The 23,294-nt window shown below is 63.9% G+C and carries 15 protein-coding genes and 3 pseudogenes; 7 read left to right on the top strand and 11 right to left on the bottom strand.

The window, feature by feature from the left end; translation table 11 throughout:
- The 4 genes from tssM to K3725_RS21205 are packed head-to-tail and all read left to right on the top strand — an operon-like array spanning position 1 to position 7,153.
- Positions 1-3,633, top strand: a complete 3,633-nt coding sequence (tssM, locus tag K3725_RS21220) for a type VI secretion system membrane subunit TssM (protein ID WP_260019016.1) — start codon at positions 1-3, stop codon at positions 3,631-3,633.
- A 4-nt stretch (positions 3,634-3,637) separates the two neighbouring features.
- Positions 3,638-4,312: a type VI secretion system-associated protein TagF gene (gene tagF, locus K3725_RS21215; protein ID WP_260019015.1), complete on the top strand. Its 675-nt coding sequence runs from the start codon at positions 3,638-3,640 to the stop codon at positions 4,310-4,312.
- Positions 4,293-5,084, top strand: a complete 792-nt coding sequence (locus K3725_RS21210) for a PP2C family protein-serine/threonine phosphatase (protein WP_409201608.1) — start codon at positions 4,293-4,295, stop codon at positions 5,082-5,084. The genes tagF and K3725_RS21210 overlap by 20 nt, the downstream gene beginning before the upstream one ends.
- Positions 5,081-7,153 carry a serine/threonine protein kinase gene (locus K3725_RS21205; protein ID WP_260019013.1) on the top strand — a complete coding sequence of 691 codons (2,073 nt, stop codon included), beginning with the start codon at positions 5,081-5,083 and terminating at the stop codon, positions 7,151-7,153. Before K3725_RS21210 ends, K3725_RS21205 begins: the two co-directional genes overlap by 4 nt.
- 103 nt (positions 7,154-7,256) lie before the next feature.
- On the opposite strand, the gene K3725_RS21200 is transcribed toward K3725_RS21205, so the two are convergent.
- Entirely contained in the window at positions 7,257-8,054 is a 798-nt protein-coding gene (locus K3725_RS21200; RefSeq protein ID WP_260019056.1) for an NnrS family protein, read from the bottom strand.
- A gap of 15 nt (positions 8,055-8,069) precedes the next feature.
- Positions 8,070-8,378: pseudogene (locus tag K3725_RS21195) on the bottom strand (integrase core domain-containing protein); the annotation flags it as partial.
- A gap of 197 nt (positions 8,379-8,575) precedes the next feature.
- Here K3725_RS21195 and K3725_RS21190 point away from each other — a divergent pair.
- A pseudogene (locus tag K3725_RS21190) lies at positions 8,576-9,864 on the top strand (IS110 family transposase).
- A gap of 202 nt (positions 9,865-10,066) precedes the next feature.
- Here the strand turns inward: K3725_RS21190 and K3725_RS21185 are convergent.
- The 6 genes and pseudogenes from K3725_RS21185 to K3725_RS21160 all read right to left on the bottom strand — a co-directional run.
- A pseudogene (locus K3725_RS21185) lies at positions 10,067-10,639 on the bottom strand (IS481 family transposase); the annotation flags it as partial.
- A 1,244-nt stretch (positions 10,640-11,883) separates the two neighbouring features.
- On the bottom strand, positions 11,884-12,786 hold the full coding sequence (locus K3725_RS21180; RefSeq protein WP_260019011.1) for a glucokinase: 903 nt from the start codon (positions 12,784-12,786) through the stop codon (positions 11,884-11,886).
- The gene (locus K3725_RS21175; RefSeq protein WP_260019010.1) at positions 12,783-13,880 is read right to left on the bottom strand and encodes an ABC transporter ATP-binding protein; all 1,098 of its coding nucleotides are present in this window, start codon (positions 13,878-13,880) and stop codon (positions 12,783-12,785) included. The genes K3725_RS21180 and K3725_RS21175 overlap by 4 nt, the downstream gene beginning before the upstream one ends.
- Before the next feature lie 98 nt (positions 13,881-13,978).
- Positions 13,979-14,878 (bottom strand): carbohydrate ABC transporter permease, encoded by a 900-nt coding sequence (locus tag K3725_RS21170; RefSeq protein ID WP_260019009.1) that lies wholly within the window; start codon positions 14,876-14,878, stop codon positions 13,979-13,981.
- Entirely contained in the window at positions 14,871-15,743 is an 873-nt protein-coding gene (locus tag K3725_RS21165) for a carbohydrate ABC transporter permease (protein WP_260019008.1), read from the bottom strand. The genes K3725_RS21170 and K3725_RS21165 overlap by 8 nt, the downstream gene beginning before the upstream one ends.
- A 59-nt stretch (positions 15,744-15,802) precedes the next feature.
- Complete coding sequence (locus tag K3725_RS21160; RefSeq protein WP_260019007.1) at positions 15,803-17,047, bottom strand: ABC transporter substrate-binding protein; 1,245 nt, start codon at positions 17,045-17,047, stop codon at positions 15,803-15,805.
- Between the two features lie 230 nt (positions 17,048-17,277).
- Between K3725_RS21160 and K3725_RS21155 the strand changes: the two genes are divergently transcribed.
- Positions 17,278-18,012 carry a response regulator transcription factor gene (locus tag K3725_RS21155; protein ID WP_260019006.1) on the top strand — a complete coding sequence of 245 codons (735 nt, stop codon included), beginning with the start codon at positions 17,278-17,280 and terminating at the stop codon, positions 18,010-18,012.
- Between the two features lie 5 nt (positions 18,013-18,017).
- Positions 18,018-19,460 (top strand): HAMP domain-containing sensor histidine kinase, encoded by a 1,443-nt coding sequence (locus K3725_RS21150; protein WP_260019005.1) that lies wholly within the window; start codon positions 18,018-18,020, stop codon positions 19,458-19,460.
- 13 nt (positions 19,461-19,473) lie between these two features.
- On the opposite strand, the gene K3725_RS21145 is transcribed toward K3725_RS21150, so the two are convergent.
- The 3 genes from K3725_RS21145 to doeA all read right to left on the bottom strand — a co-directional run bounded on the left by K3725_RS21145 (position 19,474) and on the right by doeA (position 23,219).
- Positions 19,474-20,847 carry an aspartate aminotransferase family protein gene (locus K3725_RS21145; protein ID WP_260019004.1) on the bottom strand — a complete coding sequence of 458 codons (1,374 nt, stop codon included), beginning with the start codon at positions 20,845-20,847 and terminating at the stop codon, positions 19,474-19,476.
- A gap of 188 nt (positions 20,848-21,035) precedes the next feature.
- The gene (gene doeB, locus K3725_RS21140; protein ID WP_260019003.1) at positions 21,036-22,028 is read right to left on the bottom strand and encodes a N(2)-acetyl-L-2,4-diaminobutanoate deacetylase DoeB; all 993 of its coding nucleotides are present in this window, start codon (positions 22,026-22,028) and stop codon (positions 21,036-21,038) included.
- Positions 22,029-22,031: 3 nt separating this feature from the next.
- On the bottom strand, positions 22,032-23,219 hold the full coding sequence (doeA, locus tag K3725_RS21135; protein ID WP_260019002.1) for an ectoine hydrolase DoeA: 1,188 nt from the start codon (positions 23,217-23,219) through the stop codon (positions 22,032-22,034).
- Positions 23,220-23,294 lie beyond the last annotated feature (75 nt).

Below are 23,294 nucleotides of genomic sequence, written 5' to 3'. Positions count from 1 at the left end.
ATGTTCCGGCTCCTTTCCTTTCTCAGCCTGCCAGTCCAGCTGCTGCGCAAGCCCTGGATGCGCATTCCGCTGATCGTGACCGGCATCCTTGCCCTGTTTGCCGCCATCTGGTTCGGGTTCCCGATGACCGGCCTGACCCTGTTTGCCGCGGTCTGGTTCCGCGCCGCGGTGATTGGCGCAATTCTGTTTGCGCTGGCGCTGTATTACGGGTTGCGCTGGCGGCGCCGGCGCAAACGCGCGCAGGATCTGGAGGACAGCCTGCTGCAGGAACCTGCGGGCGATGCCGCGGTTCTGAGCGAACGCCTGCAGGAGGCGATGGCGAAACTGAAGAAGGCCGGCGGCAGGAACTACCTGTATGATCTGCCCTGGTATGTGATCATCGGACCACCCGCGGCGGGCAAGACCACAGCCTTGTCCAATGCCGGGATCGAATTCCCGGGCCAGGACATTCTGCCCGACAAGGCGCAGGGGTTCGGCGGCACCCGCAACTGCGATTTCTGGTTTGCCGAGGACGCGGTGCTGATCGACACCGCCGGCCGCTACACCATGCACGACAGCGATGCTGCGGCAGACAAGGCCAGCTGGGATGCCTTCCTCGGCCTGCTCAAGAAGGGGCGCCCCGACCAGCCGGTGAATGGCGTCATTCTGGCCTTTTCGGTCGAGGACATGATGTCTGCCTCCCCCGCCTCGATCGCTGCCCATGCCGCGACGGTGCGGGCGCGGCTGGGAGAAATCCACGAGACTCTCAGGATCGATTTCCCGGTTTACGTTCTGTTCACCAAGGCAGACCTGATTTCGGGCTTCCGCGAGTACTTTGCCAGCTTCAGCCAAAGCCGCCGCAAATCCGTCTGGGGGGTGACCTTCCAAACCAAGGACCGCAGCGTGGAAACCTATAAACAGGCAGGTGCGGAGTTTGACCAGCTGATCAGCCGCCTGTCGGACGAAGTGATCGACCGGATGAACGAGGAACCCGACGGCGCCAGCCGCATCGCGATATTTGGTCTGCCGGGGCAGATGGCGATGCTGCGCGGGAACATTTGCGAATTCCTGCGCGTCGTGTTCGAACCCACCCGCTACAAGACCAGCGCGCTGCTGCGCGGCTTCTACTTCACCTCCGGCACCCAGGAAGGCACACCGGTCGACCAGGTGCTGGGTGAGATGTCCCGCAACAGCGGCGATGCGGGCCTGTTTCAGCCTGCCTTCATGTCGGGCAAGGGCAGGTCCTATTTCTTGCACGACCTGATGAAGAAAGTGATCTTCGAGGAGCGCGGCTGGGTCGGCTTCGACCGTGCCGCCATGCGCCGCACGGCGCTTCTGCGCAGCACGGCCTTTGCCGCCATTCTGCTGGGTACCGCAGGTTCAATGGGCGCTTTCGGCTACAGCTACTGGCAGAACGCGACGCTGACCCGCAATGCGGAACATGACGCGGTGGCGTTTTTCGACGCGGCCCGAAACGAGCTGTCGCGCACCGTGATTGACGGCACCGACCCCTCGCTGGTGATGCCGCATCTGCAGGACCTGCGCGACATGACAACGGGGTATGGCGATCCGGAGCAGCCGGGGTTCTGGCAGGGGCTTGGCCTGTCGCGCCATGCAGAGCTGTCGGGGGCCACGCACCGGGCCTACTCTGACGGGCTGGAGCGCATGCTGCGGCCGCGCCTGGTGCTGCATCTGGAAAACGCCATCCCGCAACTCATTACCGATGAAGACACCGCCGAGGTTTACCGCGCGCTCAAGGTTTACCTGCTGCTGGGCGGGACGGGGCAGGGCAATGCCGCTGACAATGACGCTGCTGTCACCAGCTATTTCGAGCAGCTGTGGCGGGGCCAGTTCAACGCGCCGGGCCAGATTGATGAGCGTCAGCAGCTGCTGGCGCATCTGGAGGCGCTGCTGGATCTGGACGGGGACCGTAAACCGGTGATCGGCATCGACCCGGAAATCGTGCGGCAGGCGCGCGAGGCAATCGTCAACCTGCCGCTGGCGGAACAGGCCTATGCCCTGATCAAGGAACGCGCGGCAACTTCCGGCATTCCAGACTTCGGCCTGGCTGAGCGGCTGTCCGGCCAGGTGGCCCAGGTTCTGGAAACCACGGACGGCACGCCGCTCCAGTCGGTTGGCGTGCCGGCGCTTTATACCTTTGAAGGATACTGGGGCTATTTCCTGGAAGAGCTGACCACGGCCCGCACCCGCCTGCGCGAAGACCAATGGGTTCTGGGCGAGGCAGCCGGGCGGGTTGGATATGAAACCCAGCTCGCAGGGCTTGAGGCAGAGCTGCACCGGGTTTACCGGCTGGAGTTCAGCGCCGCCTGGAAGGCCATGTTCGCGCAGATCGGACTGGCGCGGATGTCGGCGGATGCACCGCAGTATGCAGCCCTGGCCGCGGCGTCGTCTCAGGTCGCCTCACCGCTGCTGGAACTGGTGGAAGCGGTCGAGGAGGAAACCCGTCTGTCCCGCTTCTATGATCAGCTCGATACGCTGGACCCGGCAGCAGTCGCGGCCTCCGGCGGCGATCTGGGCGCCAACATGGGCGATGCGGTGTTCAAGCGCATCTACAGCAAATCCGGCGTCTTTCAGAAAGTGGCACTGGACAGCTTCAAGGCACGCGGCAAGGTGCAGACCCAGGCGGGCGCGGCCGGCCAGGCCCATGGCGAGGACTTGCAGCGCCGGCAGGTGGAACGCATCTCAGATGACTTTGCGCAATGGCACAGCCTGCTGAACGGCAAGCCGGGCCAGCGCCCGATCGACCTCGTGCTTGCTGCGCTTGGCGACCTGCGCGAGAACCGGCGGCAGGCGGCCGTTGCACCGACCCCGGCGGACGAAGCGATGCTGAGCCAGTCGCTGTCGGCGCTGACCATGAACAACACGGCCTTGCCGACCCCTCTGGCGCAATTGCTGAATGAGGCTGAAAGCGAATTCCGCGCCGAGGCCCAGGACGCGGCGATGACCCAGCTGAACCGGGCGCTGAACGATGAGGTGACTCAGTTCTGCCGCGACTTTATCGCGCCGCTCTACCCCTTTGGCAGCGGCCGGCATGTCTCGCCTGCGGTGTTCGGGCAGTTCTTCGGCCCCGGCGGCCGGATGGACAGGTACTACACCTCTTATCTGCAGCCGCATGTGGTCCGCTCGCCGGACGGGCTGAGGCCCGCACCGGGCAGCGCAACCGGGCAGCGGCTGTCGCCCGAGGTCCTGCGCCAGTTCAGCAATGCTCAGGCCATTCAGCTGGCCTTCTTTGCCTCCGGCGCGCCGGAGCCGGAGGTGGGGATGTCCATCGTGCATGCGGACTCCTCTCCATCGGTGGAGCTGGCGGTGCTGTCGGTCAACGGCACCTCCGTCCGCACCCAGCCCGGCAGCACCCCGGCGGCTCTGTCCTGGCCGGGGCAGTCCTCCGGTGTTTCGGTGGAGCTGTTCCCGCAGAAACGGCAACGGCAGTCGGCGCTCAGCTTCACCGACGGGCGCTGGGACATTGTCACCTTCCTGCGCCAGGGCCGCGCCAAGGCCACGGGCAATGTGGTGGACGTGCGCCACGAAATCGGCGGCCGCTCGATCAGCTACCGGATTGAGTTCGACAGCACCACAGTACCGTTCCTGATGCCGGAACTGGCAGATTTTTCCTGCCCGGTCACCTTGGAGTAGCAGAATGGAAGCGGACATCGGCCTGTTAGGCAAACATCCCGGATACGGCGATTTTCTCCGTGCCAATGTGGCGCCCCGGGTGGCGGAGCAGCTGGAAGCCTGGCTCGACAGCTGCCTGCCGGAGATCCGCGACCAGCGGGGGCAGGACTGGCCGGCATTCTGGGAGCAGGCGCAGGATCTGCGGTTCTGGATCGGGCGCGCCGTGCTGGGACGCAGCCTGATGGGAGTGCTGCGCTGCTCGCGCGACCGCGCCGGGCGGCGCTACCCTTTGTTTCTGGTTGCCCAAGGGGCCGCGGTGCCCGCCCCGCTGCAGGATCCGGACCAGTCCGCCTATGAGGCGCTGGCCGCGCATTTCTCGGTCATGCAGCCGGGCCAGGGCGGGGCAGCATTGCTGGACGGCCTTCATCTGCAGCTGCCTGCCGAAGATGACGCCGCCGCACAGAGGGGCAGCATGCTGTGGGCGCATCAGCCGAACGGCGATCTGCCGAAGCTGCTTCAGGCGGCCAGCGCCGCCGATGCTGAACGCGCACTGCTGACCCGCAGCTACTGGTGGGCGCCTGCCAGCGGTGCCAAGGCCGCCATCTGGCTCGGATGCAGCGGCATGCCCGCGGCGCCGGCCCTTCACTGGCTGCTGGCCGGCACCCCGCGCAGCACAGAGGATGCGGACGGTGACAGCTGAGTTCTGCCCCGAATTTGAAACCGGGTCGGCCACTGATGTAGGGTGCCGCCGTGATGTGAACGAAGACGCCCTGCTGGCGCGCCCTGACTGGGGACTGTGGGCCGTGGCTGACGGAATGGGCGGCCATGAGGCAGGCGACTTTGCCAGCTCCGCGATTGTCCGGCAGCTGGATACCATCGGTCATGCCGCCTCTGGCGAGGACCTGACGTCCCGGCTGATGGACCGGCTGCTCCTGGCCAACCGGCTGATCCGGGCGCGCGGCGAAGAACTGGGCGGCAGCACGGTCGGCTCCACCGTTGTCACCCTGCTTGTGCATGGCTGCCACTACACCTGCATCTGGTCGGGGGACAGCCGCGCCTACCTTCTGCGCAACGGCCAGCTGGTCCAGCAAAGCCGCGACCACACGGAGGCAAACGCCCTGCTCATCGCAGGCACGATAACGCCGGAAGAGGCCGAGAACTGGCCCCGCAAGAACGTGATCACCCGGGCTGTCGGCACCGGCAATGAACCGCAGTGCGACCAGGTCTGCGGCAGGCTTGAGCCAGGCGATGTTTTTTGTCTTTGCTCGGACGGGCTGACCGAACATATGCAGGACCACGAAATCGCGGCCTGCCTTGCATCCATGCCGCCGCAACAGGCCTGTGATGCGCTGATCCGCGAAACACGCAACCGCGGTGCCAGGGACAATGTGACGGTTGTGGCCGTCCGCTGCACTGCTGCCAGCGGCACAGGCCGCTGGCCCGCCAGCGACATCCTGGATGACTTGGCGTGACCGGGACAGCCCCCAAGGATCCCCCGGCTGACGCATCCGCTGCCGGCGGCGCGGACGACCGGACGCAGGTCATTAGCGAGGCGCAGGCGCTGAGCATGCCGCATCTGCCCGCTGCTCCCCGGGAGCGTCCGCAGACGGCACCCGCGGGCGAACCGCCCGCTGCCGCAAGCGCCGGACCTGCTCCGCTGGCCCGCCCGGCCACCGCCGCCGCGGCTTCCGGGCTCAGCCCGGGCACCGTGATCAACAACAACTACCGCATTCAGGCGGCGCTGAAATCCGGCGGCATGGGCGAGGTGTACCAGGGCATTGAAATCGGCACCGAGGATCCGGTGGCGATCAAGGCAATCCGGCCGGAACTGATCAGCGACGCGCAGGCTGGCGACATGTTCCGGCGCGAGGCCCGCACCCTGCGGCTGCTGACCGATGATGCCATTGTCCGGTATTACAATTACGTCCATGACCGTGATCTGGACCGTTACTTTCTGGTGATGGAATTCATCGGCGGCATCCCCTTGTCGGACTGCCTGCGCCAGTATGGCCCGCTTCCGGCTGAGACCGGAAAAGTCCTGCTGCAGCGCCTGGCCAAGGGGCTGGCCAAGGCGCACAGCAAGGGTGTTGTGCACCGCGACCTGTCGCCGGACAACGTCATGCTGCCCGATGGTCTCGTCAGCGAGGCGCGGCTGATCGACTTTGGCATTGCCAGGGCGCAAACGATCCCCGAGGGCGCCGCTGCGGGCAAGTTTGCCGGCAAGTTCAAATACGTTGCCCCGGAGCAGCTGGGCCACTTCGGCGGCAGCACCGGCCCGGCAACCGACATCTACGGGCTGGCCCTGCTGACTGCGGCGGCACTGCTCGGCAAGCCGCTGGACATGGGCAGCTCGATCTCCGAAGCGGTCCTGGCCCGCCGCGAGGTGCCGGATTTGTCAGCACTGCCAGAGGTGTTCCAGCCGCTGCTTGCACGGATGCTGGAACCTGACCCGGCCAGCCGGCCCGCATCGATGCAGGATGTGCTGCAGCTGCTTGACGGCCTCGATGCAAAGCAGGGGCCGTCTGCCCGGCCGCCGGAACGCCTGCCGCAGCCGGTGCCAGGGCTGCAGGTATCCGCGGCCGGAATGGCCCTGCCGCTGCAGGCTGCCATCCCGGATTTACAGGTCCCTGCATCTGCCGGATCCCGTGGCCGCCCTCCACCGTTTGCCCCGGCTGGGCATGTGCCGCCAGAACCGGCGCTTGCTGAGAAGCCTGTGGCCGGACGCAAGGCCGCCGTATTCGGAACACTCCTGCTGTGTGCCCTTGCCGGCAGCGCCGGCTGGCATGCCTGGCGGACAGGGCTGCTGCAGGCCGGATCTGCTGCTCAGGCCTCCGGTGACGGGCAACCGGGGGCACAGCCGGCCGCCCCGGATATTCCGCCGCCTTCCCCAGGTACCCGCGAAGGGTTTCTTGCGGCATTCGACGCCGGAGCCTGCAGCTTTGCCACCCGGATCGCCGCAGGTCCCAGCGCGGGAATGGTGGAAACCCATTCGGCGGATGGCAGCGGCTTTGACGGCTTGCCCGCAGCTTTCGAGGATCGCTTCGGCACCCGCCCCGCGCTGCTGCAGCGCACAATAACCCCGGACCAATGCCCGGCGGCGGATATGGCCCGCGCCCTCCAGGGCCGCCACCCGGATCCCGTGCAGCTGACGCTTTCAGGCGATCAGGCTGTCAGCGGCGAAGCGGTGCAAGCCGGCATCCGGGTGCCGCCTGGCCAATCGCTCTGGGTGGTTCTGATCAGCGACCAGGGCAAAGTCTACAACCTGTCCAGCCGGCTGGCCCCAGGCCACGGCGCAAACCGGCACCTGGAATTCGCCCTAGCCCTGGCGCCAGAAGCAAAAGCAGCTCCGCAGCTGGTTCTGGCCGTGGCAAGCGGCACGCCCCTGGTCCGCGCCGCCACCGCGCCGGACGGCAAAAAAGCGGCGGAACTGCTGCCGCAAGTGCTGGAGGAAATCCGGTCGGACCGCGGCCAAGCCAGCGCGGCCCTTTCCTATGTTCTGCTGACGGCTCCTGTTGCTGACTCTGGCGTTCTTGATCACTGACCCAGAGGGTGGGCACCTGGAGAAACAGGCAGGAACCGGAGCCCTCGCCCAGCCTCTGAGGCGCTTTCGTTCAGTTCCCCCTATTGTTATTGTTGAAACACTGTCACAGCCGCCCGGAACTGCGACCGCTGAGGACAGGCCGCCGGATCGGGCCAGAGAGCGCAGGCAGAAAAGCGGCAATGAAGGCAAGCCAGCCGGCGCACCAAAGCACGGCGGCGGTTGTTGTCAGGCTCTGGGAAAAGGCCGGAAGAAGAGGCGGAGCCAGACGGGTGCAGGCGGCAAGCCACACCAGCGTGCATCCGGCCGTGAACCCGGCGCCTGCACGCATTTCCCCGTCCGGTCGATGGCTGCCCGCCCGGACGGAAATGGCCATTATGAACCCGGTCATGGCGCCGATGGTATTGGCGTGAAGCGTGTCAGGAACCGGATAAGCGATGATGCCAAGCCCGGCGGCACCGAAAGCCAGTGTGCCGAAGGCCAGCCAGACAAAGGCCAGGTGCTGCGCTGCCAGCAGCGGATTAAAGAGCGCTTTCCCGGTTCTCCAGCCCCGTATGAACCATAGCATCATTGTACCTGCCGCGGCCCATATGGCGGAGGCCGCAGCTGCAAACCCGGCGGGCTTCACTGCCAGTGCCATAAACAGCATGCCCATCAGCAGAGTGCGCAGCTGCGTTGCGTTCCGCACCGGCGGGCCTGCATCGTCCTGCTGGGCCTGCCAGTTCCGGGTAAAGGCAGGGACTGGCCGGGCACCGGCAGAGAACAACAACAGCAGCATGCCAGCGAAGGCAATATGCGCCACGTCAAGGCAGTACCAGACATTGCCGACGGCTGCCTCGATCAGGAACACGGTATCGCAGAGGGAAAGGCCCATGACTGCAGCCGGATACCCAAGCTTGCGAATGGCCTTGGCAGCGGCCTAGCTGTTCAGTCCCGGCATCTGGTGGATCGGATTTAGGATGAATCGATCCGGCTCTGATGTCCAGGTTTTGCAGATGTTTTCGTATGGAGTGAGGCCGCTGAGAGTCTTCAGCCGACGCGCGAAGTTGTAGGCATCAAGGAAGTCGCCCAGATGGCTGCGAAGTTGATCGTGGCTGTCGTAGTGGTGCCGCTTGACGGTCGCATCCTTGATGGTGCGGTTCATGCGCTCGACTTGGCCGTTGGTCCATGGGTGGTTCGGCTTGGTGAGACGGTGCTCGATCCCGTTGGCCTCGCAGATCATGTCGAACCGCAGCGGACGGGAATAGATGGTATTCCGGTTTCTCGGCTGCTCCGCGAACTGGATGCCGTAGCACGTCGGGAAGATTGGCCGCTGAGAGGTTATGGCCGCGCGCGCAGCCCTCAAACCGCGCAGCGGGTGGCCATAACCGGGTCTCAGGTCTCAACAGTGGTTTTGCGTAGACCACACCGCTGAGGAGACCGGCTATGACCGCTTTTGATTTTACCGTCTCGACCTTATTGGTCGCCATCGACATTTCCAAACACCGCCATGAAGTGCTGATTGGCGTTCCCGGCAAGAAACGCCGCCGCCGCATGACCATCACCAACACCCTGGGCGATTTTCAACGTTTGGTGGCGGCTCTTTCCGGTTACGGCCTGCCGGTTCGTATTGGGTTCGAAGCAACCGGCAACTATCACCGGGCACTGGCGCATTATCTCGGCCAAGCGGGGTTCGAACTGAAGCTCGTGTCCTCCGTGGGTTTGGCCCGGACACGCGAGGCCCTGCATAACAGCTGGGACAAGAACGATCCGAAGGACGCCCAGGTCATCCTTCACATGCTGGAGATCGGGGCCGTGCAGTTCTTCCATGATCCGCTGGCCACCGGAACCGCTGACATTCAGGAACTGTCAAAGACCCATGAGATCGTTTCGCGGTCGAAGACCGAACTCTGGCATCGCATCCTGACCCATTACCTGCCTCTGTATTTTCCCGAAGCCGAGCGGTTTCACAGAAGCTCCCGGACGGATTGGTTCCTGGCGTTTCTCGAGAAGTACCCCTCCCCTCACATGATCTCGGCCATGAGCCGGCAGGCATTCATCGCCGATGCCTGGCAAGTCGTCGGCCGCAAGGTTGCCAAAGAACGCCTGCTTTCAGACATTTACACGACTGCTGCGGGTTCAGTCGGGCTTCCTGTCGGCCCGGATTCCGACGCCGTGCGTATGTTCCGCCTCGTTCTCGCCGAAGGCCGCAGCCTGATCCGACAGCGCAATGAGATTGAGGCCAGATCCGTCGAACTCCTGTCCGGCCTGCCTGACTATCAGCTGCTGACGACCATCCCCGGCATCGGACCGATCAACGCAATGACCATCCTGGCTGAGGCGGGTGATCTGCGCCGCTTCCGGCATCACCGCCAGTTCCTTAAGTTCTGCGGCATGGATCTCGCCACCGTGCAATCCGGGATGTTCCGCGGACAAAGCAAGATCTCCAAATATGGCAATGCCCGGCTCCGGCGCACGCTCTGGATGGCGGGCCAGACGGCCGCGTTGAAGAAGACAAACAGCTTCCGCGACAAGTTCGAGCGTTACATTTCGAAGGACCGGCACAATGCTCACCTGCGCCGCAAGGCCTATACCGCGATTGCTGCCAAGATGGCGCGCACCGTTCACGCCGTGGTCAAACACGGTGAACCTTATCGCCCCTTCTTCGAGGGGTGAGCCCAGGCGGAAGGACCTCTCTCTGTAATGGCCGTGGAGGCAGTTCGCTGACCTCGTAGATAATGTTCGGGCTTTCTGCTTGGGATTTGGGATCTCGTATTAAGGACGGTGAGGGCCGCCGGAGCGCGTACCCTGTGTTTGCTATGGAAGAGATCATTTCTTGACGGCAGAGCCCGTCTGGGCAAACCTGTCAGGGCGTCCGGGGCTCCGGATGCTCCATGACCTGCTGACCTAAGCAGCCGGAAATTCCCGACATAGGACGTTGTCTGTCGAGATCGTGCGGATCTTGTAAGGCACGGCTTCCAGAAGGAGTTCAAGGAATTCCCAGGCTGTCTTGCGGTTCGCCCTTTCAACCAACTGCGCGACGGCGAACTTGCTGGTCCGGTCAATGGCGACAAAGAGATGGAGTTTGCCTTCTTCTGTTCTGACCTCGGCAATGTCGACGTGGAAATAGCCAATCGGGTATCTCTTGAACTTCTTCCGTTTGGGCTTGTCCCCATCCATATCGGGTAGTCGAGAGATACCATGCCGCTGAAGGCAGCGATGCGGAGAAGACCGCGTCAGGTGCGGGATCGATGGCTGCAAAGCATAGAGACAGTCGTCCAGCGGTAGCAATGTGTGCCGCCGGAACGCGACGATCATGGCTTCCTCTTCCTCGCTGAGAACGGTTGAACGCGGGTCTTTGGGCCCGGTCTTCAGATCTTCAACAGTTTGGCGTTTACGCCACTTGGCCACCGTCTTGGGATTGGTCCCCAATTCCCGGCTCAGCTCCGCGATCGAAGCTTGCGATCGCTGTATTGCAGCTCTGACGGCGTGCGTGCCCTCTCGGCAGATTTGCCACGCAAATCGCCTGCCGGGTGACAGTGCGTGGCGCTGCCATGACAAACTTGCCCCATAAGGCTTTCTTTCATTCCAACGAAAGGATCACACCTTCAAATCTTGGGATCAAACACCTAGGCAGGCTTCAATATCTTCGGTGTTCCACCGTTCCATTTTGGTCAGCCCAGGCACAAGATGTGCAATTTCGGAAACTTCAAACGGCTCTGACGGGCTGATAGGTGTAGCGGATTGAGATTATCCGCGCTTGGGCGCGAAATTATCGCTGTTTCTGGCGATTATTATTTGAGACCATAATTGAGCTTGGGGTCATTTTGCTTGCGACTGGGCTCAGAATAAATGAGACAGGCTCACATTGCTGAGACTGAGATCGTTGGGGTGAGAACCTACGCGCGTCGTCACAGCGACAACCCCGCCATCCGCATTCGCTCGGCCAGTTCGCGGGTCCGTGCTGGTTCGAGCTGGCCGCGATTGGCTCGTGGTGGCGGCGTCCAGACAATCTCAGCATCGACCCAGACTCGGCGATTCTCGCTGCTTCTGTGCAGCATTGCAGAAGACCAGTTCGTGATCCTCTAGTTCGTGGAGGCCAGCTTCTCATTCCTCCAGAGATCAGCTGTAAGCGCGACATGAATCCACTGCGCCGAGTTCTGCCACAAACCCGTGCATCTTCAAAAACTGGGCATCAGAGCCAGACGGATTCATCCTGAATCCGATCTACGAGAAGCCGGGACTGACCACTGGATGTGCCCCCGGACAAAAGAAACGCGTAAGCGAAATTATGGTAAGTTTATAGACGCAAAACACCTTCCTTGCTGGCAGGCTGAAGGCTGGCTCCAGCCAGCCGTTTCAGTTTCAGGCGCTCAGCCGATGCGGATCCGCCGCAAAAACTCTGGCTCTATGCTATCTTCCGGCTCACAACGTCCAAGCAAGGCGTCAGCGGGAAATAGCTTCAGTGCTAACCTAGTGTGACCTACAAAACCGCTTGGCGAACGTCGCACAAGCACCCAAACCGCTGCGTTAAAGAGTTCGAGAACCGTTTGAATCGCCGGATGCGTCCCGGGAGGATACTTTCCGAATTGCTTTCGCGCTTCCTTGAATGGGACGTTTGATTACTTCATCCTGCTTGTCAAAGTCGCCTGTCGGGTCGGCATCATGCTTCTCAGTGTAGCGCCTTTCGTCGTTTCTTTACAGAATAGGCGCGGTAGCTTTGGTACCAACCCGCAAGCATCCAAACATGGCCGCTACTTCCAGCAGTGCGGCCCAGGCAGACGCAGGGCGGCACAACCTTTCAGAGCGGCGGCGTCATCGAGGATGACATGCACTGGCGCGGCGATGCGGGCGTCGAGTTCGAAAGGCTGCTGGAAACGCTCCGCAAAGAGCCCCCGCGCCGGGGAGGTAAGGATGCTGCGGGCCACGGCGCCGGCGAAATACAGGCCCTGCGCCGGCAGGAAGGCCAGCATCAGGTTGCGCGCCAGAAGTGCCAGCAGATGGGCATAGAAAGCCTGGAAGTCCTGCGTGCCGGTGTCTCCTTCGGGGAAATGCGCCCGCACCGCCGCATGGCCGCGGCCGGAAAACAGATGCTCAACCGTGGCAAACCTTTCTGTCTCCGGCACATGGCGGAGCAGGTGCTTGACCACGTCCAGCGGCAGGCTGACATGGCCGTATTCCACGTTCAGGCATTGGACCTGGCCGCCGGCGTCCAGCACCGGCGAGAGGTTGAAGCCGGTTCCGATGCCAACGACCAGGCGCTGGCCGTCCCCGCCTGAACCCTCTGCGGGCGGGATCACCGTATCAAGGCAGTCTGCGCCCAGATGCGGGCAGGCCTGACCCAGCGCGGCCAGGTCATTGAGCAGATGCGCGCGCGCGCCGTTCAGATGCCGCGACAGCGCTGCAGCGTCGAAGTGCCAGTTCCGGTTGGTCAGCCGCGCAGTGGCACCGGTGACAGGTCCGGCGATGGCAATCGCCACCTCTGCCACGCCGCCGGGGGCGGCATCCTGAAGGTATATGTCCATCACTTCCGCAAAACTGCCATGGGCGTCGTTGCGGAAGCTTTGCACCGTGTCTGCCAGCAGCACGCCGTCCCGCGCCAGCCCCAGCCGCGTGTTGGTGCCGCCCGCATCGGCGGCCAGCCGCAACCCGGTCAATTCAGCCGCTCGCCGGTTGCAGGCGAGAAATAGGAGACCTTGGACAGGTCAAAGGCCAGATCCAGCATCTGCCCCGGCTGGGCCCGGGTTTCCGCGTGCAGCCGCGCGGTCACCTGCTTGCCGCCGAGATTGGAGACCACATAGGTGTCGGCGCCCGCGGGTTCCACCATGTCGATGAGGCAGGCGGCCTCCTGCACGCCTTCGCCGGCGCGGAAGCCCGCCTCGGCGATGTCTTCGGGACGCACGCCCAGGATCACATCCTGCGGCAGGCCGGTGGCGCGGCTGTCCTTCAGCACGATCGGGGCGCTGCCGCCGCAGTCCATCTCGATCCGCGTGCCCTGGCCATTGGCCTCGGCACGGGCCGGGATCAGGTTCATCGCCGGGCTGCCCATAAAGTCGGCCACAAACAGGTTGGCGGGCTTGTTGTAAATCTCGGCGGGGGTGCCGATCTGCTGCACCACGCCGCCCTTCATCACCACGATCTTGGTGGCCAGCGTCATCGCCTCGATCTGGTCGTGGGTGACATAGACCATGGTGGCGCCAAGATTGTGGTGCAGTTTCTTGATCTCGGTGCGCATCTCGACCCGCAGCTTGGCGTCGAGGTTCGACAGCGGCTCGTCGAACAGGAACAGCTTGGGATCGCGCACCAGCGCCCGGCCCATCGCCACCCGCTGGCGCTGGCCGCCGGACAGCTGTCCGGGGCGGCGGTCCAAGAGCGCCTCGATCTGCAGCTGCGCCGCGACTTCCTTCAGCTTGCGTTCTTGCGTCGCGGCATCGGCGCCGCGCACTTTCATGCCAAATGTGATGTTCTTGGCGACCGTCATCGTCGGGTAGAGCGCATAGGACTGGAACACCATGGCGATGTCGCGGTCCTTGGGGCTGACATGAGTCATGTCGCGGCCGCCGATTTCGATCTGCCCGCCGGAGATCGGCTCCAGCCCGGCGATGCAGTTCAAGAGCGTGGATTTGCCGCAGCCGGAAGGGCCGACCAGCACCAGGAAGTCACCCGGCTCGATGCTGACGTTGATGTCCTTCAGGATCTCTGTCGACCCGTAGTTCTTGCGCAGGTTGGTGATGTCCAGAATGGGTTTCATTTTTGTGTTTCCTCCCCGGCGGCGTGCAGCGGCCCGCCGCGTTCAAGATTTGAAACCCGCCACTGGCGGCTTTCATTTTTGCAGGCAAAAACCATCTTTCACCCTTTCACAGAGCCAGCGGTAAGGCCGCGGATGAAGTATTTGCCGGCAACGGCATAGACCAGCAGCGTCGGCAGCGCGGCGATGATCGCGGCGGCCATGTCGACGTTGTATTCCTTTACGCCGGTGGTCGAGTTGACGATGTTGTTCAAAGCCACGGTCACCGGCTGGGTGCCCGCCTGGCTGAAGGAGACGCCGAACAGGAAGTCGTTCCAGATCTGGGTGAACTGCCAGATGACGGTCACGACGATGATCGGCAGCGACAGCGGCAGGAAGATCGACCAGAAGATCCGGAAGAACCCCGCGCCGTCCACCTTGGCCGCCTTCACGAGATCCTGCGGGATGGTGACATAGAAGTTGCGGAAGAACAGCGTGGTGAAGCCGATGCCATAGATCACGTGGACAAAGATCAGCCCCGGAATGCTGCCCGCCAGCCCCATCAGCCCCAGCATCCGCGCCATCGGCAGCAGCACCACCTGAAACGGGATGAAGCAGCCGAACAGCATCAGCGAGAAGATCAGGTTGGCGCCCTTGAACCGCCATTGCGCGATGACATAGCCATTGGCCGCGCCCAGCATGGTGGAAATGGCCACCGCCGGCACCGCGATTACCACGGAGTTCCAGAAGAACGGGCGCAGGCCCTCGCATTGGATACCGGTGCAGGCCTCCGACCAGGCAGTGCGCCAGGCGCCGAAGGTGACCTCGCGCGGGAAGGCGATCAGGCTGCCGGTGCGGATTTCCTCCAGGCTTTTGAGCGAGGTGGTGATCATCACGAAAAGCGGCATCAGGTAGAACAGGGCAAACAGGCCCAATAGGGTGAACAGCGTCCAGCGCAGGGCGAAGTGGCTCCAGTTGCGGCTGTTTGCTGCGGTGGCGGGGGCTAGCGTCACATCAGTCATGTTTGGCCCTCAGCTCAGAGTAGAGATACGGAACGATGATTGCGAACACCACAGCCATCATCACCATGGCAGAGCTGGCTGCCTGGCCGATGTCGCCGCGGGAGAAGGCCATCGTGTACATGTAGGTGGCGGGCAGGTCGGTGGCATAGCCGGGGCCGCCGCCGGTGAGGGCAATCACCAGGTCGAAGCTCTTGATCGCCAGATGCGCCAGCACGATGAAAGCTGACAGGAAGATCGGCGCCATTGAGGGGATGATGATCGCGGTATAGATCCGCCAAGCCGGGATGCCATCGACCTGCGCGGCGTTGATGATCTCGCCATCGACCCCGCGCAGTCCCGCCAGGAACAGCGCCATCACAAAGCCGGACGCCTGCCAGACACCGGCGATGACCACCGCATAGATCGCCTTGTCCGGGTTGATCACCCAGTCGAAGGTGAAGCTGTCGAACCCCCAGCCCCGCACCATGGCTTCCAGCCCCAGGCCGGGGTTCATGATCCACTTCCAGGCGGTGCCGGTCACGATCAGCGACAGCGCCATCGGATACAGGTAGATGGTGCGCAAGACGCCTTCGGTGCGGATCTTCTGGTCCAGCAGGATGGCCAGCATCAGGCCGAGGACCATCGAGATCAGGATGAACAGGGTGCCGAACACAAACAGGTTCGACATCGCGGTATCCCAGCGCGGCGCGTTGAACAGGCGCTCATACTGGATCAGCCCGTCGATCTCGTATTTCGGCAGCAGGCGGGAGCGGGTCAGCGACACCCAGGCGGTCCAGGCAATGAAGCCGTAGACAAACACCAGCACCGCGGCGAAGGACGGTGCCAGCACCATCTTCGGAATATGACGTTCAAGCCATTCGGTCATTGCAACGGCCCTTGAATTAGGTGGCCCCGCATCCCGGAGGACGCGAGGCCCGGGGGAGATCAGAGAGAGTTGGCGACAGCGTCGGCCAGCATCTGCACGGCCTCAGCCGAGGACATCTCGGAGTTGAAATGCGCGGTCACCACATCGGTGATGGCGCCCGATTGCGCGCCGCGCAGGGCCATGCCGTGGGCATAGCTGGGCAAGAGCGAGCCATTGTCCGCGCTGTCGCCCATGTCCTTGGCCGACAGATGCGCGCAGGTGTCAAAGGCATCCAGTTTCACGTCCACCCGTGCCGGGATCGACCCCTTGTTGAGGTTGAACACCTCCTGGAATTTTGGCCCGACGATCAGCTTGGCCAAGAGATCCTGCCCGGCCTGCTTGTCCTCGCCGTCCACCTCGAACATGGCGAAGCTGTCAACATTATAGAGGAATCCGTCGCCCGGCACCGAGGCGCAGAGGAAATCCTTGCCCGGCACTTTGCCTGCGGCCAGGAACTCGCCCTTGGCCCAGTCGCCCATGATCTGGAACGCCGCCTCGCCGTTCATCACCATCGAGGTGGCCAGATTCCAGTCGCGGCCCGGGAAGTTGGCGTCGACATAGCCGCGCATCTTGCGCATCTGGTCGAAGACCGCGGCCATTTTGTCCGATTTCAGGGTGTCCATATCCAGGTCGACAAAGGCCTTCCGGAAATCCTGCGGCCCCAGAATGCCAAGCGCCACGGCCTCAAACACAGTGGCGTCCTGCCAGGCCTGGCCGCCATGCGCCAGCGGGGTGATGCCCGCGGCCAGCAGCTTGTCCGCGGCGGCGTTGAAGTCTTCCCAAGTCTGGGGCATCTCAATGCCGTTGGCCTCCAGCAGCGCGGCATTGGCCCAGATCCAGTCGACCCGGTGCACGTTCACCGGTGCGGCGCACCATTTGCCCTCGCATTTCATGTGGTCGGCGATGGAGCCGGGCAGCACGTCCCCCCAGCCCTCGGCCTCAGCGACGGAGGAGATATCGGCCAGCACGCCTTCCTCGTACCATTCCTGGATGGCGGGGCCTTTCAGCTGCACCGCGGTCGGTGCATTGCCGGAGAGCACCCGGGCGCGCAGCGCGGTCATCGCCGCATCACCGCCGCCCCCGGCCACCGGCATATCAGTCCAGGTGCCGCCGTTGTCGGCAAATTCCTGTTGCAGCACCGCGGCCGACTTGGCCTCGCCTCCGGATGTCCACCAGTGCAGAACTTCGGCCTCCGGTCCGGCTGCTGCCGGTGCCGCACAGGCCAGCGCCACGGCCGAAACGGCCGCAAAAGCGGTGTATTTCATCGCTCATTCCTCCCATATGTAACGGCTGCTCCCCGCAGCCTTCACCAATCAGCTTGCCCGGTCCCGGTGCTGCATTTCAATTACCCGGCAGCGCCCCGCACGCCTGCCGCAGCAGATTTTCCGTCCGCCTGTTACCTGTTGTTACGCAGCAATTGATTTTGTTGCATGATGTTACAAACAAACAGCCGGGGCAGCCGCAAGAAGCGGTTTTTCGGGGAGGAGAGCAACAGATGGCGATTCCGCGGCTTCTGGTGGTGGATGATGACGTTGAGACGCGCATGATGCTGACCCAGTATCTGCGCCAGAACGGTTTTATCGCCCTGCCCTGCGGCAGCGAGGCGGAGATCCGGGATCAGATCGGCGCGGGGAGGATCGACCTCATTCTGCTCGACGTGATGCTGGGCGATGAGAACGGGGTAGAGATCTGCACCCGGCTGCGTGAGCAGCAGGATGTGCCGATTATCCTGGTCTCGGCCCTGTCCGCTGATCACCAGCGGATGGCGGGGTATGAGAGCGGCGCCGATGATTACATCGCCAAGCCGTTCAACCCCGATCTTCTGCTGGCCCGTGTCCGCGCCGTGCTGCAGCGGGCGCGGCGGTCGTCGTCGCTGATCTACCGCCGCAGCGTCGCCACCTTCCGTTTTGCGGGCTGGTCCTATGACGCCAAGCGCGACGAGGTGATTTCGCCCGCGGGCGTGCAGGTGGCGCTGTCACGGCGCGAGACGGGACTTCTGAAAGTGTTCCTGGCCAACCCGCATATTCCGCTGACGCGGGAGGAAATCGCCGCAGCGCTGGATGTAACCGGCGATAGCGGGTCCGACGAAGGTTCAGGCCGCGCCATCGACGTGCTGGTGGGGCGGTTGCGCTCCAAGATCGAAGACACCCCCAAGGCGCCAAAGCTGCTGCGCACCGAGCGCGGCACCGGCTATGTCCTGGCGGTGGATGTCGAGACCGGCGGGGACTGAGGCACATGGCGCTGCGGCTCAGAACCCGGGGGCTGATCCTGCTGCCGCTGGCCTTTGCCGCCGGGCTGGGCGGCGCCTGGGGCTGGTTCCATTCCGCTGCCAGCTGGCAGGCGCATCTGACCCGCGCCGCCATTGCTGGGATTACCCTGGACGGCACCCTGCGCCGCGGCGCGCCGCCGCCTGCGGGAGTTTTGGTAACGCCGGTGGCACCGGATCAAGCCGCGTTTCTGGCGGCGGGTGACTACCTGCGGCTGCAGGGGGTCGCGAAGCCTTCGCTGTTCACCAATGTCTCGATCCTGGACAGCGGCCCTGATCCCCTATCGGGGGAGGTTCTGGCGCTGGTCATCGCCTCCCCTGCCCTGCGCTATCCGGTGGCGGAACTGCCGCCTGCCGGCGGGGACACCGCGGCGGAGAAACTGGGGGCTGTGACCCGGCTGCTTGCAACCTATTGCAGCGCGCCGGTGGTGTTTGCCCGCGCAGGATACGGGCCTTGGATGCGGGTGGACGGCGCAGCGGTCTGGGGCTGCCGCGCCGCGCCGCGCGACCTGCGTCTGCCCTCGGTGCTGCTGTCACTGCTGGCGCTGGCGGTGCTGGCGACGCTGGTGATGGACACCTCGGCCCATTTCGACCGCTTTGCCCGTGCCCTGCGCCACCGCCGCCGGCTGGGCGGGCCGGATGCCTATGCGATGCAAGGCCCGGGCGAGCTGCAGGAGATCGTCTCGGCTGTGAACAGCTATCTGGAGACCGAACGCGATCAGCTTGCCAGCCGCGCGGCGGTGCTGTCGGGCGTCAGCCACGATCTGGGCACCCCCGCCACCCGGCTGCGGCTGCGCGCGGCGCTGATCCAGGACGCGGAGCTGCGGCAGAAGTTCGAGGCGGATCTGGACGCCATGACCGGCATGATCGAGAGCGTGCTGACCTATACCCGCGCGGAGATGAGCGCCGAAACCCCGCGCCGCCTGTCGCTCAGCTCTCTGGTGGAAGCGCTGGCGGCCGATTACCAGGATATGGGCAAACCGGTGGAACTGCTGCCGCCGGAACCGCAGGTGGCGGCGGGCGGGCGGTCTGTCTTTACTTCAGCCCCCGGCCACAGCGCGATGCCGGAGGGGCGGCCGATGCTGGTGGTCGCGCGTCCAGTTTCCTTGCAGCGGGCCATCACAAACCTGATCGACAACGCGCTGAAATACGGCCGCCGGGCCGCCATCACCCTCAGCGCCACCGCCGACCACGCCATCATTACGGTGGAGGACGAAGGCTCCGGCATGACAGCTGCGGAGATCACCGAAGTGATTGCCCCGTTCCGCCGCGGCGGCAACACGCGGGCCATCGATGGCTTTGGCCTGGGGCTGACGATTGTTGCCACGGTGGCCGAACAGCATGGCGGGAAGCTCTCTTTCGAGGACGGCAGGCGGGGCCTGCGCGCCGTCCTCGAGATCTGCCGCAACTGACCGGCTGCGGGCCTCAGCCGAGCACCGCCTTGACCGCGCGCAAAGTGGCCTCCACCACCTGGTCTGCCTCGGCGCGGGTCAGGCAGAAGGGTGGCGCAAAGCCCAGGATGTCGCCCTGCGGCATGGCCCGGGCGATCACCTTGTCCTGCTCCAAGAGCTTGGCGGATATCTGCGGGCCGATCTTCTCCGCGGCGTCAAAGAAGGTGCGGCTGTCCTTGTCTTTCACAAATTCCACCGCGCACAGCATCCCCTCGCCACGCACTTCGCCCACGTTGGGATGTCCCGCCAGCGCTTCGGCCATCGTGGCATTCAGATAGGCGCCGGTTTCGCCTGCATTGCTGACAAGGTTCAGCGCGTCGATCAGCTTGAGGTTCGCCACCCCTGCCGCCGCCCCGATCGGATGCGCCGAATAGGTCCAGCCGTGGCCGATCGGGCCGTTCTCGTCGGTGCCCTGCTCCAGCACCTTCCAGACCTTGTCCGAGACGATGGAGCCGGACAGCGGTGCATAGGCCGAGGTGAGGCCCTTGGCGATGGTGATGATATCCGCCTCGATCCCGTAGTGGTCAGAACCGAACATGGTGCCAAGGCGTCCGAAGCCGGTCACCACCTCATCCGCCACCAGCAGAATGTCGTGCTTTTTCAGAACCGCCTGAATGGCCTGCCAGTAGCCCGCAGGCGGCGGCACGATGCCGCCGGTGCCCAGGACAGGTTCGCCGATGAAGGCGGCGATGGTGTCTGCGCCCTCGCGCTCGATCAGTGCTTCCAGTTCGGCGGCGCAATGGGCCACGAACTGCTCCTCGCTCTGATCCAGGTTGTCCCGGCGGTAGTAATAGGGCGCCTCGGTGTGAATGACCTGCTCCACCGGCAGGTCGAATTTTTTATGGAACAGCTCCAGCCCGGTCAGCGAGCCGGTGACCAGCCCCGAGCCGTGATAGCCGCGCCAGCGGGATATGATCTTCTTCTTCTCCGGGCGGCCCAGGATGTTGTTGTAATACCAGATCAGCTTGACGTTGGTTTCATTGGCGTCCGAGCCGCCAAGGCCGAAGTAGACCTTGGACATGTTCGCAGGCGCCCGGTCCAGGATCATCTTGGCCAGGGTGATCGAGGCCTCGGTGCCATGGCCGACATAGGAATGGTAATAGGCCAGCTCCCGCGCCTGGTCGGCGATGGCTTCTGCGATCTCCTGGCGGCCATAGCCAACGTTCACGCAGTAAAGCCCGGCAAAGGCATCCAGGAGCCGGTTGCCGTCGCGGTCTTCGATAAACACGCCGGAGGCGGTTTTTATGACCCGGTTCGGAATTTCACCGCGGGCGTGCTGGGCCAGGTGGGTCGAGGGGTGAAAGAAGTTCTCGCGGTCCCATTGGTCCAGTTGGTCGTTCTTCAGCATTTGTCATCCTCGCAAATAGAGCGGCGCGCCGCCGGGTGGTTTTCGGGAGGAGGGCTGCGCGGATCCTGCGCAGCTGTTGCGCGGGATAGGCGGGTATCTCCACCCGGCCCTCAGCAGCAGCGCGCAATGCCTTTATTGCGAGGGCAAGACAGGCCTATACGGCCTGTCCGGTTATTTCCAGAGTTTGTTTATCCCCTCGCGACCCCAATCACCGCGACGCAGTCGCCGGATTTGATCAGGCCGGGGAAATGGCGGCTGATCAGCAGACCCGCGCGGCGGGCGCGGTATTCCACCGGCGGCTGGCCGGTGCGGTCCAGCGGCCAGACGCGGGCCAGCAGATCGCCCTTGGCAACAGGGGCGCCCAGATCGGCCATGATCTCAAACAGCCCGTCGCCTTCGCTGAACAGAAAGCAGTCATCATCCGGCATGGTCAGGTTGACAGTCTCCTCCAGCTGCATCTCGCCCTGCAAAATGCCCGCATGGATCAGCACATTGCGAAGCCCCTTTTTGGCAATCGCATTGCTGCGCGCGGATGAAGACCCGCCGCCGCCGAGTTCCGTGGTGACCAGAACCTTGCCCATCTCCTCAACCGCGGTGTCGTACATGCCCGCGCTGTCGATCTCCAAGAGCTCCACCGAATAAGGAGCGTTGAACGCCTTCATCGCGGCAAAGCACGCCTCCTGCACTGCCTTGTCGTCCAGGATATGGGCGGCGGCAAAGGGCACGAAGTCCAGCGTCTTGCCGCCGGAATGGAAATCCACTGCCAGATCCGCCATCGGCAGCAATGTGCGCTGGAAGTAGTCGGCGATTTTTTCCGTCACGGTGCCGTCAGGGCGGCCCGGGAACGCGCGGTTCATATTGCCCTTGTCGATGGGCGAGGTGCGGGTGCCTGCGCGGAACGCCGGGTAGTTGAAGGCCGGCACGATGATCAGCCGGCCGGTGATGTCCTCAGCCTTGGTGGTTGCCGCCAGCTCATGCAGGGCAATCGGGCCTTCGTATTCGTCCCCGTGGTTGGCGCCGGTCAGCAGCGCCGTCGGCCCCTCGCCGTTCCTGATCACCGTCAGCGGGATCATCACCGACCCCCAGGCCGAGTCATCGCGGCTGTAGGGCAGTTTCAGGAAGCCGTGATGCACCCCGTCCCGGTTCAGCGGGATGGTGGGAGAGATTGGATTTACCTTCATGGCTCAGTCCTTCACCAGCATCTTGCGCGGCACATCGGACAGGCATTCCGGCCCGTCTGCGCCGATGCGGATGCTTTCGGTGATCTCGAACCCCCAGTCCTCCATCCAGAGGCCGGTCATGAAGTGGAAGGTCATGTTCTCCTGCAGCACCGTGACGTCGCCGGGGCGCAGCGACATGGTGCGCTCGCCCCAGTCCGGCGGGTAGCTGACGCCGATCGGATAGCCGGTGCGGTTGTCCTTCTCGATGCCGTATGTTTTCAGCACCTTGAAAAACGCCTTGGCGATATCCTCACAGGTGTTCCCGGCCCTGGCCATCTCCAGCCCGGCCTCCATGCCCTCGAGCACTGCCTTTTCCGCGTCCAGGAAGGTCTGCGTCGGCTTGCCCAGGAACACGGTGCGCGACAGCGGGCAGTGGTAGCGGTGCACGACACCGGCGATTTCAAAGAAGGTGCCTTCGCCGGATTTCATCGGCAGATCATCCCAGGTCAAATGCGGCGCGGCGGCATCCGGCCCGGACGGCAGCAGCGGCACAATCGCCGGGTAGTCGCCGCCAAAGCCCAATTCCGCATCATAACGCAAGGCAGCGTCATAGATATCCGCCACCAGATCGCATTTGCGCATCCCTGGCTCGACCTTCTCGAAAATCCGCTGGTGCATCCGCCCGACGATCTGGCCGGCCTGGCGCATGTATTCCAGCTCCGTCTCCGACTTCACTGCCCGCTGCCAGCTGACCAGCGCATTGGCATCGCTGAACCGCGCGTTGGGCAGATGCTTTTGCAGCGACGCATAGGCCGCCGCGGTAAAGTAATAATTGTCCATCTCGACGCCGATCACGCCGCCGTCCAGCCCGCGGTCCGTGAGCTGCGCCGACAGGTAGTCCATCGGGTGGCGTTCGGTCGACTGCACGTAATGGTCCGGGTAGCCGATGATATTGGCGGGATCCATGTAGCAGGTGCGCAGCGCGCCGTTTGCATCCTGTCCGCGCCCGTACCACAGCGGTTCGCCCTCCAGCGTCAGCACGACGCATTGATGCACATAGAAGGACCAGCCGTCGTAGCCGGTCAGCCAGTTCATGTTCGAGGGATCAGTGACGATCAGCAGGTCAAGCCCGCGGCGGGACATTTCGGCCCGCGTCTTGCCGAGGCGCGCCTGATATTCAGCACGGGAGAAATACAGCGTGGGGTCTGCCATTGCGCGGCTCCTGGTTGCTCAGCTGGTAAATGTGGCGCCGGCCCCGGCCGCAGCAGAAGGGCGGGCGTGATTCCC

Origin of the sequence: Leisingera sp. S132 (assembly GCF_025144465.1) — a bacterium.
GTDB lineage: Bacteria > Pseudomonadota > Alphaproteobacteria > Rhodobacterales > Rhodobacteraceae > Leisingera.
This window is presented reverse-complemented; position numbering and strand designations above follow the sequence as displayed.